We start from the raw sequence: 13,937 nt of genomic DNA, 5'->3' as shown, positions 1-13,937 counted from the left end.
CGAAGCCACCGTCACCATCGCCATCATCGACCAGTGGCTCCGAGCCTTACGAAACGCGGCCTAGCCGACCCCCGCCCCTGCCGATGCTGCGCACCTGCCGCCCCCGGACCGGCCGGCGGGCCAGCGGCCGGCGGGCCAGCGGCCGGTGGGTCAACTGCCGGCTGGTGGGTCAGCCGCGGGTCGGTCCGCCGGGTTCGGGTGAGCGCCGCGGGGTGGGGATGGACCGCTTGAGGTACTCCTGTACGGCTGCGGCGTGCTCCGCCTCGTCCAGGTCCCAGTCCGCCGCGCCGGGGGTGTGCCGGCGGGCCAGCACCCCCTGGACGGTGTCGACGGTGGTGGCCAGGCCGGCGCTCGGCCGGGACCGCCACAGCTGCTCACCGGCAGCGGTGATCCGGAACCACCCGTCGGTCACGCTGACCAGGCCGGCTCCGGCGAGCCGGCGGACCGCCTCCTCCACCTCGTGCCGCTCCGGTATCGCCCGGTTGAGATGGTCGGCGGTGGAGAGGACGTCAGCCAGGCGTACCCCTTCCGGCCGCCGGCTCGACGGCGCCCGTCGCTGCCGGCCGGCGCCGCTCGCGATCACCAGTGACACGAAGATCCAGGCGTCGGACCAACGCCATCCCTCAGCCCCCATGGGGAAATGATGCCGGTTGGATGCCGCAGAGGAAAACATCCGCTTTCCGCTGCCCGCAACGACCCTGCTCAGACGGCGTGGCCCGCAGCTCGCGTCGGCGTGGCGACCGGCACCACCTGGAACAGCGGGATGAACACGTGGCTCAACGGCCCGATGACCAGTGCGTAGGCCAGGGTGCCGATACCCACGGTGCCACCGAGTACCCAGCCGAGGGCCAGCACGCTCACCTCGATGACGGTGCGAACCCGGCGGACCGACCGGCCCGGACGCCGCGCCACGTAGCCGGTCATCAGTCCGTCGCGGGGTCCCGGGCCGAGCCGGGCACCCAGGTAGAGGCCGGTGGCCAGCCCGTTGAGCACGATCCCGGCAACCAGGAAGACCACCTGTACGCCGACCGGCCCGGCGACCGGCAGCACCAACAGGGTGGCATCCACCGCCACTCCGATGACCAGGACATTGCTCACCGTGCCGAGCCCCGGGCGTTGCCGCAGGGGGATCCAGAGGAGCAGGACGAGCAGGCCGGTGGCGATCGCCACGGTACCGATGGAGAGGCCGGTGCGGAGCGCGACGCCCTGGTGGAAGACGTCCCAGGGGTCCAGGCCGAGAGTGGACCGGATCATCAGGGCCATGCTCACGCCGTAGAGCACCAATCCGACGTAGAGCTGACCCAGCCGTCTGACCGGCCGCTCCCGGAGGTTGCCAATATTTGCCATGCATGCCAACCTAAGAGCCAATTACCTCAACAGTTAGAGCCAATTCTCGGAGCGCGGCCATGACCAGTCAGGTACGGGGTGGGCAGTTGGCCCGGTTGCTCGGGCAGTGGCACGCCCTGCCGGGCCGCCGACGTAGCCCCGACTACGCCGCCCTCGCCGGTGCGGTCCGGGGGCTGCTCGCCGACGGCCGGTTGCCGCTCGGCGTACGGCTGCCGGCCGAACGGGAGCTCGCCGAGGCCCTGAAGATCAGCCGCACCACGGTCACCGCCGCCTACCGGGAGCTGCGGGAGAGTGGCCACCTGGCCAGCCGGCGCGGCGCCGGGAGCTGGACCATGCTGCCGGGTGGGCACCGGGTGGCCAGCTCCGGCCTCTGGACCCCGACCGACGACCTGGACATGATCGACCTGAGCTGTGCCGCACTGGCCGCACCGCCCGAACTGATCCACGCCGCCCGGGCCGCCGCCGAGGACCTGCCCCGCTATCTCGGGGGCGCCGGCTACCACCCGATTGGCATCGTGGAGCTGCGGGAGGCGGTGGCCCAGGGGTACGCCGACCGGGGCCTGCCGACCAGCCCCGAGCAGATCATGGTGACCAGCGGTACCCAGCACGCCCTCGATCTGGTGCTGCGGCTCGGCCTGCCGCCCGGCGGCAGCGTCCTGGTCGAGTCGCCCACCTATCCGAACGCGCTCGCCGCCCTCGCTGCCCGGCGGGCCCGGATCGCCACCCACGGTCTGGCGCTGGACGGTACCGGCTGGGACGCCGAGCTGCTGCTGGGCAGTTTGCGCCAGACCAGGCCCCGGATGGCGTACCTGATCCCGGAGTTCCAGAACCCCACCGGGCACCTGATGCCCGCCGAGCTGCGCGAGCGGGTGGTGGCGGCGGCCCACGTGGCCGGTACCGACCTCGTGGTGGACGAGTCCTTCGTGGATCTTCCGCTGGACGGCGCCGAGCTACCGCCGCCGACGGCGACCTTCGACCGGCACTCCCGGGTGGTTTCCATCGGCGGGATGAGCAAGCCGTACTGGGGTGGTCTGCGCATCGGCTGGGTACGCGCCTCCGCTCCCCAGGTGCAGCGGCTGGCGGCGGCGCGGGTGGGGGTGGACATGGCCAGCCCGGTGCTCGACCAGCTGGTGGCGGTACATCTGCTCCGGGCCGCCCCGGCGATCGCCGCGGCCCGGCGGTCCCAGCTCACCGCCCAGCGCGACGCGCTGCTGGGCGCCCTGGCCGAGCGGCTGCCGGACTGGCGGGTCCGGGTCCCGCGCGGCGGCGTCACCCTCTGGGCTGAGCTGGACGGACCGATCTCCAGTGCCCTGTCCCGGGCCGCCGAGGAGGTCGGGGTACGCCTTGCGCCCGGTCCACGGTTCGGGCTGGACGGCACGCTGGAGCGCTTCCTGCGACTGCCGTTCACCCTCCCCGCTCCGGAGCTGGTCGACGCGGTGGGCCGGATCGCGTCGGTCCGCTACGACCTGGACCGGGCGAGCCGGCCGCGCTGGCGGGAACCCGCCGTCATCGCCTGACCGGCCGGTCGGCTCCGGTGCCATGAAGTCCGTGAGCCTGCGGGCCCGTGAGCCTGCGGGCCCGTGAGTCCGCGAACAACCCCGGCCGACCCGGACTCCCTGCCCCGCCCGGCGACCGGGGTGGATTTTCCGGGGATCGCCGCCCGCCGGCCGGGTGCCTGACAGAGTGGACGCATGGCCGGGGCAAGGTGGCTGACCGAGCGCATCCACCTGGTCGGCGCGGGTACCGGGGTCACCCGGCTGGAACTGTTCCTCGACCTGGTCTTCGTCTACGCCTTCCTCAACGTGACCGGGCTGACCGCCGCGGACATGAGCGCCGAAGGGCTCACCCGGGGCCTGCTGCTGATCGCACTGCTCTGGTGGTGCTGGGCGCCCTATCCCTGGTTGGGGACCTTCCTCCGGCTCGACCGGGGGATCACCCCGCTGCTGGTCTTCGTGCTGACCGCGACCATGTTCCTGGTCGGGGTGAGCCTCCAGGAGATACCGGCCGACCGGCCCGCCGGACTGCTGGGCCGGTTGGTCTTCGTCGTCGGGTACGCCGTAGCGCGGCTGGGACCCGTCCTCATCATGATCGGCACCCGGTGGCGGGATGCCCCGCTCCGCCGGGGGCTCGTCAATTTCCTCCCGTTCACCGGGGTCGCGGTGCTGCCATTGCTGGCGGCCGGTCTGCTGCCCGAGTACCTTCCGCCGGGGCCGGTGGTCGACTGGCTCCAGTTCGGGTTGGTGCTGCTCACCATTGTGATCGACTACGCGGGCATGTCCATGGTCCGGGCGGCGCACTGGGAGATCACCTCGGCGGCGTACTGGGCCGAGCGGCACGCGCTGATCATCCTGGTGGCGATCGGCGAGACGATCATCTCGATCGGCGTCAGTCAGGGACTCGCCGTCGTCTTCCCGGTCACCTGGTCGATGATCGGCGGGATCGTGCTGGGCGTGGTGATCGTCGGGGTGCTCTGGTCGCTCTACTTCGACATCGCCCGATACGCCGGCGAGCAGGCCATTGACCGGGTGACCGGCGTGGAACGGACGTTGATGGGGCTGCAGGCGTACTCGGTCCTGCACCTGCCGATGATTTTCGGCCTGATCCTGATCTCGTTCGGCCTCAAGGTCGCCCTCGCTGACCTGGGGCAGGGCGCTGCTCAGCTCGGCGCCAGGCCCGTCGAGGTGCTCTACGGCGGGGTGGCCGTCTACCTGCTCGGCCTGATCGGCTTCGAGTTCCGGACCGACCGCAGGTGGGGGCGCTCGCCGCTGCTCGGCGTGGCCCTGGTGATCGTGCTGATCCCGGTCGCCGCCGGGCTGCCGGTGCTCGGTGCGATGGCCGTGCTGGCCGGCGTGGTGACGGCCCTGGTGCTCGCCGACTACACCGTCTTCCGGCACCGGCACCGCGAACTGCACCGGCGGGTCCGGCCGACGAAGCGGGAGGCGGGCGGGGTCACCCCCAAGGAACTCTTCTTCGACCTCGTCTTCGTGTACGCCTTCCTCCAGGTGAGCGCGCTGATGGCCGCCGATCCGGGCTGGCGGGGTCTGCGGCGCGGGATGCTGGTGCTGATCGTGCTCTGGTGGGCCTGGTCCTGCTTCGCCTGGCTGTCCAACTCGGTGCGGTCCGAGGCCGGGCCGGTACGCCTGGTGCTGATGGCGGTCATGGTCAACACCCTGGTCATCGCCTTCGTCATTCCCCAGGCGTTCTTCGGCACCAGCGGCGGCCTGCCCGGTCCGGTGCTGTTCGTCTGGTGCTATGCGGCCATCCGGGCATTTCATATCGCCGGCACCTGGCTGCTGGCCAGGGGAAACCCGGATCTGCGCCGGCAGGTCTACCGGCTGATGGTGCCGACGGGGATCGCCCTGGCCCTGCTGGCCGTCGCCGCGTCCGGGTGGGTGCCGAGCGCAGACCCGAGGGAGTTGCACCCGGTGCGGGTGTGGCTCTGGGTGGCCGCCATCGCCGTCGACCTGGGTGCTGGCGTCCTGATCGGCCTCCGTGGCTGGCGGATCCGTTCGGCCGAACACTGGGCGGACCGGCATGCCCTGATTATCCTGATCGCCCTGGGCGAGGCGATCATCTCGATGGGCCTCGCGGTGGTCGACCGTCGGCTCTCCGCCCTGCTACTGGTCGCACTGCTACTCGGGGTCGCCCTGCTGTCAACGCTGTGGTGGGTGTACTTCCGGGTGGACGCGACCGCGGCGGAACGATCGGTGGCGGAGGCGACCGGCGACCGGCGAACCGGAATGGCCCGGGATGGCTACACCTACCTGCACCTGCCGATGGTGGCGGGGGCGGTGCTGGTCTCGTTCGGGTTGCGGGAGACCGTCGACACGGTCGGCTTGACCGGAACCGACCCGGCCGTGGCAGACGTGGCGCACCTGACCCTGTACGGCGGCACGGTCTGCTTCCTCCTCGCCGTCCAGGCCTTCTGGTGGCGGACCGGTGGGTCGGTCCGGTCCACCCGGCTGATCTGGACGATCCTGCTGGTGGCGCTGGCGCCGACCACCGTCGGTCTGCCGCTGCTCGTGGCGTTGATCGTGCTGACTGTCACCTGCCTGGCCTTCGTGGCGATCGAGGCGACCCTGGCCCAGTTGAACCCGCCCGACTGACCGGACCGGCGGGACAGGGGCGCGACCCCTGTCCCGCCGGTCCGCTGACCGGTCAGATCTCGGCCAGGCTGCCCTCGTACATCCGGTCGATCTCGGCGGCGAAGCTCACCTCCACCCCCCGACGCTTGATCTTCAGCGACGGGGTCATCTCGCCGTGCTCGATGGTGAGATCGCGGGGCAGGATGGTGACCTTCTTGATCGTCTCCCAGCGGTTGAGCTTGGCGTTGAGCTGGTCGACGTACTCCTGGACCATCTGCCCGGCCTCGGCGGAGGTGACGATCTCGGCGTAGCTGCGCCCGGCCAACGGACCGTCGGCCGCCCAGCCGGTGATCGCGTCCGGGTCCAGGGTGACCAGCATCGTGCAGTAGTTGCGGGCCTGGCCGATCACGATGGCCTGCGAGGTGTACGGGCAGAGCGCCTTGAACATGCCCTCGATGTGCGACGGTGCGATGTACTTGCCGCCGGAGGTCTTGACCAGGTCCTTCTTCCGGTCGGTGATCCGCAGGTACCCGTTGGCGTCCAGCTCACCGATGTCCCCGGTGCGGAAGAACCCGTCCTCGGTGAACGCGGCGGCCGTCTCCTCGGGCAGGTTGTGGTAGCCGCGCATCACCGGTGTGCCCCGGAGCAGGATCTCCCCGTCGGTGTCGATCCGGCACTCCAGGTCACCCATGGCCTGGCCGACGGTGCCGATCCGGATCCCGCCCGGCCGGTTGACGAAGTTGCCCGCACTGGTCTCGGTCAACCCGTAGCCCTCGGAGATGGGCAGGTTCGCGGCGGCGAAGAACTCGCCGATCTCCTTGCTCAGCGGCGCCGCACCGGACACCAGCACCCGGATCCGCCCGCCCAGCCGGGCCTGGAGCTTGCTGAAGACCAGCTTCTCGGCGATCGCGTAGCGCAGTCGAAGTCCACCCGGGACCGGCTTGCCGGCCTGTTCCAGGGCGACCTTCTCCCGGCCGGTGCGGACCGCCCAGGCGAAGATCTTCGTTTTGGCACCACCCTCGGACTGCGCGGTGGTGACCGCCTTGTTGTAGACCTTCTCGAAGATCCGGGGCGCGCCGCACATCAGGGTGGGGCGGACCACCGCGAGCATCTCGACCAGCTTGTCCACCCGGCCGTCGACGTAGGTGGGCAGGCCGACGTGGATTACGCCACAGATCAGGGTCTTGCCGAACGAGTGGGACAGCGGCAGCCAGAGGTACTGCAGGTCGTCCGGAGTGAGCAGGCCCAGCTTCGCCTGGGCGACGGCCTCCCAGGCCCAGCCGGCGTGCAGCAGCTCCACGCCCTTGGGGCGGCCGGTGGTGCCCGAGGTGTAGATCAGGGTTGCCACGTGGTCCGGCTGGATGCCCTCGACGATCCGGTCGATCAGCCCCGGATCGGCGGCCAGCGCGTGGGCGCCCTGCTCCTCCAATTCGGCCAGGGTGAGCTGGGGGACCGCTGCGGCCGGGTCGGCGGCACCGTCGATCAGCACGACGTGGGTCAGTGCCGGCAGGGTCGCTCCGGCGATCTTGCCGGCCTGGACGGCGTTCTCCGCGATCAGGATCCGGGAGCCCGAGTCGGCGATGATGTAGGTCGCGTCATCCGGCTCGGTGGTGGGGTAGACCGTGGTGGTGGCCCCGCCGGCACACATGATGCCCAGGTCCGCGATGACCCATTCCAGCCGGGTGTTCGCCAGGATCGCCACGCGGTCCTCCTGGCCGACCCCGAGCCCGTGCAGGCCGGCGGCGACCGCTCTGGCCCGGTGCCCCACCTGCTGCCAGGTCAGCCAGACCGGTCCCGAGTTGTCGGGTGCGGGATGGGCGAACGCGTCGTGATCAGGGGTTGCCACCACGCGCTTGAGAAACATATCCGGGATGGACCGGTACGGTACATCGAGAGCCATCGCTGTAGCCGCCTTCGAGGGGTGGGACGTGACCTCGGTCACGGTAATGTGCGGTTACCGAAGGGTATTGCCCGGCCGCCCCGATCGGCTAGTCCTCACCCGGTCACGGCTTGCCATTTCCCGGTAATGCCAATACGGGCTTGGTGACCGGTACCGACCATCGCGGCGGGCGACCACCGCCCGGCGCGATGGTCGGGTCACCGGTACCGGGCGGCGTTGAGCGACCAGTCGTAGGTGCCGCGGATCCAGCACCGCCGGGCGGCGGCGAACCGGACCACCGCCGGCTCCCCGTCGGTCAGCAGTGCCGACTCCAGCTCGGCGTAACGCCGCAGACCGGCGTTGAACCGCCCGGCCGTGGCCAGCAGGGCCGCCCGCTCGTCCTGGCCGGTCTCCCGGGCGATGGCCACGGTCAGGTTGTGGCCGTCCCGGCTCAGCCGGTGCTCCTTGTCATAGGAGAACGCGTCGTTGCACCAGCAGACCAGGTCGGCCGCGACCGCATCCAGGGCGGTCAGCCGGGGGTCGGCCAGGCGACCGGACACCGGGAACGCGTCGTGCGCCAGGTCGGTCAGGGTGAAGCTGGGCTGCACCGCGCCGGTGTACCGTCGCATCCGCACGTACTCCGCCACGCCCGGTACCCGGTCACGCTCCCGGTTGGCCGCCTCCCAGAGCAGGGCCAGCAGATAGTCGCGGAGCTGGCCGGCGAAGCGCAGCAGCAGACCGGGCGGAGCGACGTCCCGGGCCCGCCGGCACAGGTCGTGCAGCGCCACCCCGAACGGGCCGGCCGCCGCCAGCGGCCCGGCCGGTGCCGGGACGCCGAGCAGATCGAGGATGTCGAGTAGCCGGACCACGGTGGGGGAGAGCCGCGCCGGGTCGGCGCCCAGCCCGTCGTCGTCGCAGCTGTCGTCGAAGGCGAACAGCCAGGTGACCAGGTCGGTCAGGAGCAGCAGCCGATCGCTGTCCGCGTCCGGGCAGGCCCGGCCGGCGAGGTCCGCCGGGTTCGCCTGAGCCAGGCGCTCCGCGGTGGCGGTGGTCGCCACCAGCCCGAACTCCGACGCCCACCGGGCTGATGTGGCCCCGGCCTCGGCCACCCCGGAATGCACGCGCGAGGGAAACGGTGGCCTGGTCAACGCCGCGACAGCCAATCCGCGCATCGGTCCTCCTGCCGCTGAACCGGCGGGCCGCTGTCGGCGGTACGGTCCACGGCCCGGCAACCCGGCTCGTGTTCCGACCCGTCACCGGCTGACGTGCGCAGGCCGCACGGTACCCCGGCCCGTCGGGCGGCGCGGCGGCCCGAGAGGTTGCGCCGATGAGCCTACGGGGGCATCGTCAGCGTTGGATGTGCGGGGCGGTCGGGCGGGTTCGCCGCCGACGGGTACGGGCCTCAGAGACCCAACCGGGCGGTGCGCAACTGCCCCGTCAGCTGGGCCGGCCCGTCGAGCTGGACCCGTGCCACCCGCTGCCGACCGAAGAGGAACAGCACGAGTTCGGCGGGCGCCCCGACCATCCGGACCGGCTCGCCGCCGGCCCCCACGGTGATCTCGCCGTACCCGGGTCCCTGGATGAGCAGCCGGGCCGGGAAACGACGCAGCGACACCCGGGCCATCGGGGGTACCCGCTTCCAGAGCGCCGCCTGCAACCCGGCGGGCAGATCCCGGGGCTGCCAGTCCGGCTGGGCCCGGCGCAGGTCCTCGTGGTGGACGAAGTACTCCACCGTGTTGACCAACTCGTCGGTGAGCGGGTTGCTCAGCGGACTCCACCACGGTGCCCGGCGTACCTGCCGGACAAGCTCGTCGAAGGGCTGCGCGGCGGCCCGCCGCCGGACCCGTTCGGTGTAGCCGGCCAGCGGGCGGAACATGATCCCGGGAGCCGAGTCCGGGCGGCGCTCCCGTACCACCAGGTGCGCGGCCAGATCACGGGCGTTCCAGCCCTCGTTGACGGTCGGGGCGTCCGGCCCGAGGGCCAGGAACAGGTCGGCGAGCGCCTGGCGCTCCGTCTGGGCGTACCTCGGCATGCCCTGATGGTATGGCGCCCGGTCGGCAACGGCCCGATACGCGCTGTTAGGAAGGGTTCCCGGTTATCGGATTCGGTTGTACAAGGGCCCCTTCCTAACGCTCGTGCGGGGCCCTCGCCACCACGGGCGTCACCTGGTGTGACCGCCGCCATAACCGGACCGGGTCAACGCTGTCGCATTCGCTCGGTAAGGATTAGGGGGCAGAATTGTGGCTTACGGCGGGGGAGAGCGTGACGACCAGGACAAGCCGGGATGTGCTCGGCAGGGGACTGCGGGTGCTCGGCCGGGCGATCCGGGAGCAACCGCGGATCTTTGCGGTCGCGGTCACCGGCAGTGTCCTGTTCGGGCTGCTGGTGATCGCCGGTGCCTACGTGGTCGGCGGGGTGGTCGGTGAGGTGGTGGTCCCGTCCATCGCCGCCGGCCGGATCGAGTGGGGGGCGCTCGCGTTCGCCGCCGCCCTGCTCCTCGGCATCAGCCTGCTCCGGGTGGTGGCGATCTTCGGGCGCCGGCTCGGCGCGGGCTACATGCAGTTCCGGCTCCAGGCCGCGTACCGGCGTCGGGTCACCCGGCGCTACCTCGACCTGCCGCTCTCCTGGCACCACCGGCACGCCACCGGCACCCTGCTCTCCAACGCCAACTCCGACGTGGAGGCGGCCTGGTACCCGATCGCCCCGTTGCCGTTCGCGGTCGGCACCGTGGTGATGCTGGTCGCCGCGATCGTCTCGCTCTTCGTCACCGACTGGGTGCTGGCCCTGGTCGGGCTGGCCATCTTCCCGGCGCTGTTCATGCTCAACGTGGTCTACTCCCGACGGATGGCGCCGCGTCAGGCCCGTGCGCAGCGGATCCGGGCCGAGGTCAGCGCGATCGCCCACGAGAGCTTCGACGGCGCTCTGGTGGTCAAGACCATGGGCCGGGAGGCGCAGGAAACCGCCCGGTTCGCCGCCCGGGCCGGTGAGCTGCGCGACGCGCTGATCGCGGTCGGCCGGCTGCGCGGCGTCTTCGACCCGATGCTGGAGACCCTGCCCAGCCTCGGCACACTCGCCGTGCTGGTGGTCGGCGCGGTCCGGTTGCAGCAGGGCGCCATCACGGTCACCGAGCTGGTCAGCGTGGCGTTCCTGTTCACCGTGCTGGCCTTCCCGGTACGGGCCATCGGCTGGGTCCTCGCCGAGCTGCCCCGTAGCGTCGCCGGCTGGGACCGGGTGCAGCAGGTGCTCCGGGCGACCGGCGAGATGCCGTACGGCGACGCCACGCTGCCCGGCGACCGCACCACCCCGGCAACCCTGGAGTTCGACGACGTCTGGTTCGGCTACGAACCGGCCGAGGAGCACAGCCCCGGTACCGAGGTGCTCGGTGAGGTGTCCTTCACCGTGCCCGCCGGCCGCACGGTCGCCCTGGTCGGGCCGACCGGGTCCGGCAAGTCGACCATCGCCGCGCTCGCCCTGCGCCTGGTCGACCCGCGCGCCGGGACGGTCCGCGTCGACGGGGTGGACGTCCGGCAGCTGACCCTGGACTCGCTGACCGGTACCGCCGCGCTGGTCGCCCAGGTGCCGTTCGTCTTCGACGACACGGTACGGGCGAACATCACCCTCGACCGGCCGGGCATCGATGACACCGCCGTCTGGGCGGCCCTGCGTCTGGCCGAGGCCGACGGGTTCGTCGCGGCCCTGCCCGACGGGCTGGACACCATGGTCGGTGAGCGGGGCACCTCGCTCTCCGGCGGGCAACGGCAGCGGCTCACCCTGGCCCGCGCGCTCGCCGGCCGGCCCCGACTGCTGGTGCTCGACGACGCCACCAGCGCCGTCGACCCGCGGGTCGAGGCGGCCATCCTGGCCGCCCTGCGGGGCGGGGGCGACGGTCCGGCCGCCACCATCCTGGTGGTCGCCTACCGGCGGGCCACCATCGCGCTCGCCGACGAGGTGGTCTACGTCGAACAGGGACGGGTGGTCGCCCGGGGCCCCCACGACACCCTGCTCGCCACCGTGCCCGGCTACGCCGACCTGGTCACCGCGTACGAGCAGGCCGAGGCGGAGCGGGAGCGGGAGCGGATTCACACCGACGAGGAGGCGATCCGTTGACCGCGCTGACCGAGGCCCCGCCCCGCACCCCGGCTCCCGAGCCGACCGAAAGCACCTGGCACACCCTGCGCCGCGGCCTCGCCCTCTCCCCGGAACTGCGCACCGGGCTTGCCGGCACCCTGGCCCTGGCCCTGGCCTCCATGGTCGGCCGGGCCGCCGTACCGGTCGCCGTGCAGCAGGGCATCGACCGGGGGCTGACCGCCCCGGGCGGCCCCCACCTGGACGTGGTCGCCACCGTGGTGGTGCTGACCTGTGCGGTGCTGGTGGTCACCACCACCTGCGGGTACCTCATGATGCGGCGGCTGTTCACGGTCAGCGAGACCGCGCTGGCCGCGCTGCGCACCCGGGCGTTCCGGCACGTGCACGATCTGTCGATGCTGCACCAGCAGTCGGAGCGACGCGGTTCCCTGGTGTCCCGGGTGACCAGCGACGTCGACCAGCTCACCCAGTTCCTCCAGTGGGGCGGGGTGATCCTGGTGATCAACCTCGGCCAACTGGTCGTCACCTCGGTGGTGATGCTCTTCTACTCGTGGCAGCTCACCCTGGTGGTGTACGCCGCCTTCCTGCCCGCCGTGTTCATCATCCGGCTGCTGCAACGCCGGCTCGCCGGGGCGTACGGTGTGGTCCGGCAGCGGACCGGCGTCCTGCTGGCCGCCGTCGCGGAGAGCGTGGTCGGCGCCCCGGTGATCCGGGCGTACGGTGTCTCCCGCCGGACCGCAGCCCGGCTGGACGCGGCGATCGACGACCAGCGACTGGCCCAGCAGAAGGCGATCCGGACCAGCATCCTCGGCTCGTCGGTCGGGGAGGTGGCCGCCGGCCTGGCTCTGGCCTGCGTGGTGCTGCTCGGGGTGGTCCTCGGCGTGGACGGGACGCTGAGCATCGGTCAGCTCACCGCCTTCCTGTTCCTGGTGACCCTGTTCATCCAGCCGGTGCAGATCGCCACCGAGGTGCTCAACGAGGCGCAGAACGCGGTGGCCGGCTGGCGGCGGGTGCTCGACGTGCTCGACGCGACGCCCGACGTGGCCGACCCGGGCGAGCAGGGTCTCGACCTGCCTCCCGGCCCACTGGACGTCCGCTTCGTCGACGTCGGCTTCGCCTACCCGGACGGCCCGCCGGTGCTGCACGACGTCACGGTGGACATCGCGGCGAAGAGCCGGGTCGCCGTGGTGGGCGAGACGGGCAGCGGCAAGACCACCTTCGCCAAGCTGCTCACCCGGCTGATGGACCCGACCAGCGGCAGCGTGCTGCTCTCCGGCGCCCCACTGGACCGGGTGCGGTTCGCCTCGCTGCGGTCCCGGGTGGTCATGGTGCCGCAGGACGGGTTCCTCTTCGACGCCACCGTGGCGGACAACGTCCGGTTCGCCCGGCCCGAGCTGACCGACGCGGAACTCACCGCGGCCTTCACCGAGCTGGGGCTCGCCGACTGGCTGGACGGGCTGCCGGCCGGTCTGCACACTCCGGTCGGCGAGCGCGGCGAGGCGCTCAGCGTGGGGGAGCGGCAGCTGGTGGCGCTGGCCCGGGCGTACGTCGCCGACCCGGACCTGCTGGTGCTGGACGAGGCGACCAGTGCGGTGGACCCGGCCACCGAGGTACGCCTGCAACGCACCCTGGACGCGGTGACCCGGGGACGGACCACCCTGGCCATCGCACACCGGCTCTCCACCGCGCAGGCCGCCGACGAGGTGATCGTGGTGGACCGGGGGCGGATCGTGCAGCGCGGCCCGCACGAGGAACTGGTCCGGGACCCATCCTCGATCTACGGCCTGCTCTACGCCTCCTGGCTCGAACAGACCCGCTGAGGTGTAAGGAAGGGCCCCCGCTTAACGCTTTCGGTAGAGGAAGGGGCCCTTCTTAACACTGCTCACCGGGAGTAGAACTCGACCACCAGTTGCTCGTCGCAGATCACCGGCACCTCCGACCGCTCCGGGGTACGGACCAGGGCGGCGCGCAGGTCGGCGAGGCTGACCGAGAGGTACGGGGCGGTCGGCCCGTCGCCGGCCTGGGCTCCGGCCGCGGCGAGCTGGAACGGCGGCTTGAGCCGGCTGCCGGCCCGGACCTCGACCACCTGCCCCGGCCGCAGCCGGTACGACGGCCGGTCCACCTTGCGCCCGTCGACCATGAAGTGCCCGTGTACGACGAGTTGCCGCGCCTGGTAGACGGTCCGCGCCAGCCCTGCGCGGTGTACCACCGCGTCCAGCCGTCGCTCCAGCAGGGAGATCAGCGTGGGACCGGTCGGGCCACTGCCCCGGGCCGCCTCGTCGAAGATCCGGCGGAGCTGGGTCTCGCTGACGTCGTACTGATGGCGCAGTCGCTGCTTCTCCAACAACCGGACCTGGTAGTCCGAGGTCCGGCGGCGCTGCCGGCCGTGTACGCCGGGCGGGAACGGCCGGCGTTCGAAGTACTTCGCGCACTTGCGGGTGAGCGGGATGCCAAGGGCGCGGGAGAGGCGGGCCTTGGGTCTGGGGTGGTTCACGCTCGACTGCTCCGTTCACATGGTTTAGCCTCAAGTTAGGTAAGGC

Annotated in this window: 10 protein-coding genes; 4 read left to right on the top strand and 6 right to left on the bottom strand. The window is 71.8% G+C overall.

Going from position 1 to position 13,937, the window contains the following annotated elements:
- Positions 1–169: 169 nt before the first annotated feature.
- On the bottom strand, positions 170–634 hold the full coding sequence (locus tag V6U90_RS26755; protein ID WP_334442249.1) for a hypothetical protein: 465 nt from the start codon (positions 632–634) through the stop codon (positions 170–172).
- 68 nt (positions 635–702) lie between these two features.
- A complete protein-coding gene (yczE, locus tag V6U90_RS26750; protein ID WP_334442246.1) occupies positions 703–1,347 on the bottom strand; it encodes a membrane protein YczE in 645 nt (214 codons plus the stop codon).
- A gap of 59 nt (positions 1,348–1,406) precedes the next feature.
- Here yczE and yczR point away from each other — a divergent pair, with 59 nt between their 5' ends.
- Entirely contained in the window at positions 1,407–2,864 is a 1,458-nt protein-coding gene (yczR, locus tag V6U90_RS26745) for a MocR-like transcription factor YczR (protein ID WP_334442244.1), read from the top strand.
- A gap of 174 nt (positions 2,865–3,038) precedes the next feature.
- Positions 3,039–5,453, top strand: coding sequence for a low temperature requirement protein A (locus tag V6U90_RS26740; RefSeq protein ID WP_334442242.1), 2,415 nt, complete (start codon positions 3,039–3,041; stop codon positions 5,451–5,453).
- Between the two features lie 52 nt (positions 5,454–5,505).
- Here V6U90_RS26740 and V6U90_RS26735 read toward each other — a convergent pair whose 3' ends face one another.
- The 3 genes from V6U90_RS26735 to V6U90_RS26725 form a co-directional block, all read right to left on the bottom strand.
- Entirely contained in the window at positions 5,506–7,332 is a 1,827-nt protein-coding gene (locus V6U90_RS26735; RefSeq protein ID WP_334442239.1) for an AMP-dependent synthetase/ligase, read from the bottom strand.
- 197 nt (positions 7,333–7,529) lie between these two features.
- Positions 7,530–8,483 (bottom strand): terpene synthase family protein, encoded by a 954-nt coding sequence (locus V6U90_RS26730; RefSeq protein WP_334442236.1) that lies wholly within the window; start codon positions 8,481–8,483, stop codon positions 7,530–7,532.
- A gap of 230 nt (positions 8,484–8,713) precedes the next feature.
- A complete protein-coding gene (locus V6U90_RS26725; protein ID WP_334442233.1) occupies positions 8,714–9,343 on the bottom strand; it encodes a TIGR03085 family metal-binding protein in 630 nt (209 codons plus the stop codon).
- 230 nt (positions 9,344–9,573) lie between these two features.
- On the opposite strand from V6U90_RS26725, the gene V6U90_RS26720 reads away from it, so the two are divergent.
- Together V6U90_RS26720 and V6U90_RS26715 are read left to right on the top strand one after the other, a co-directional pair.
- Complete coding sequence (locus tag V6U90_RS26720) at positions 9,574–11,418, top strand: ABC transporter ATP-binding protein (protein ID WP_334442231.1); 1,845 nt, start codon at positions 9,574–9,576, stop codon at positions 11,416–11,418.
- A gap of 5 nt (positions 11,419–11,423) precedes the next feature.
- On the top strand, positions 11,424–13,217 hold the full coding sequence (locus tag V6U90_RS26715) for an ABC transporter ATP-binding protein (protein WP_334442258.1): 1,794 nt from the start codon (positions 11,424–11,426) through the stop codon (positions 13,215–13,217).
- A gap of 62 nt (positions 13,218–13,279) precedes the next feature.
- On the opposite strand, the gene rpsD is transcribed toward V6U90_RS26715, so the two are convergent.
- Entirely contained in the window at positions 13,280–13,891 is a 612-nt protein-coding gene (gene rpsD, locus V6U90_RS26710; protein ID WP_334442226.1) for a 30S ribosomal protein S4, read from the bottom strand.
- Between the last annotated feature and the right edge of the window lie 46 nt (positions 13,892–13,937).

This window comes from Micromonospora sp. CPCC 206060 (assembly GCF_036906895.1).
Classification (GTDB): Bacteria; Actinomycetota; Actinomycetes; order Mycobacteriales; family Micromonosporaceae; genus Micromonospora.
The sequence above is the reverse complement of the archived record's forward strand: the minus strand, read 5'-3'. Positions and strand labels throughout refer to the sequence as shown.

Excerpts from the sequence above, each read along its gene's own strand:
- V6U90_RS26740 (WP_334442242.1), top strand. The coding sequence starts at position 3,039 with ATGGCCGGGGCAAGGTGGCTGACCGAGCGCATCCACCTGGTCGGCGCG.
- V6U90_RS26730 (WP_334442236.1), bottom strand. The coding sequence starts at position 8,483 with ATGCGCGGATTGGCTGTCGCGGCGTTGACCAGGCCACCGTTTCCCTCG.
- yczR (WP_334442244.1), top strand. The coding sequence starts at position 1,407 with ATGACCAGTCAGGTACGGGGTGGGCAGTTGGCCCGGTTGCTCGGGCAG.
- V6U90_RS26725 (WP_334442233.1), bottom strand. The coding sequence starts at position 9,343 with ATGCCGAGGTACGCCCAGACGGAGCGCCAGGCGCTCGCCGACCTGTTC.
- V6U90_RS26755 (WP_334442249.1), bottom strand. The coding sequence starts at position 634 with ATGGGGGCTGAGGGATGGCGTTGGTCCGACGCCTGGATCTTCGTGTCA.
- yczE (WP_334442246.1), bottom strand. The coding sequence starts at position 1,347 with ATGGCAAATATTGGCAACCTCCGGGAGCGGCCGGTCAGACGGCTGGGT.
- V6U90_RS26735 (WP_334442239.1), bottom strand. The coding sequence starts at position 7,332 with ATGGCTCTCGATGTACCGTACCGGTCCATCCCGGATATGTTTCTCAAG.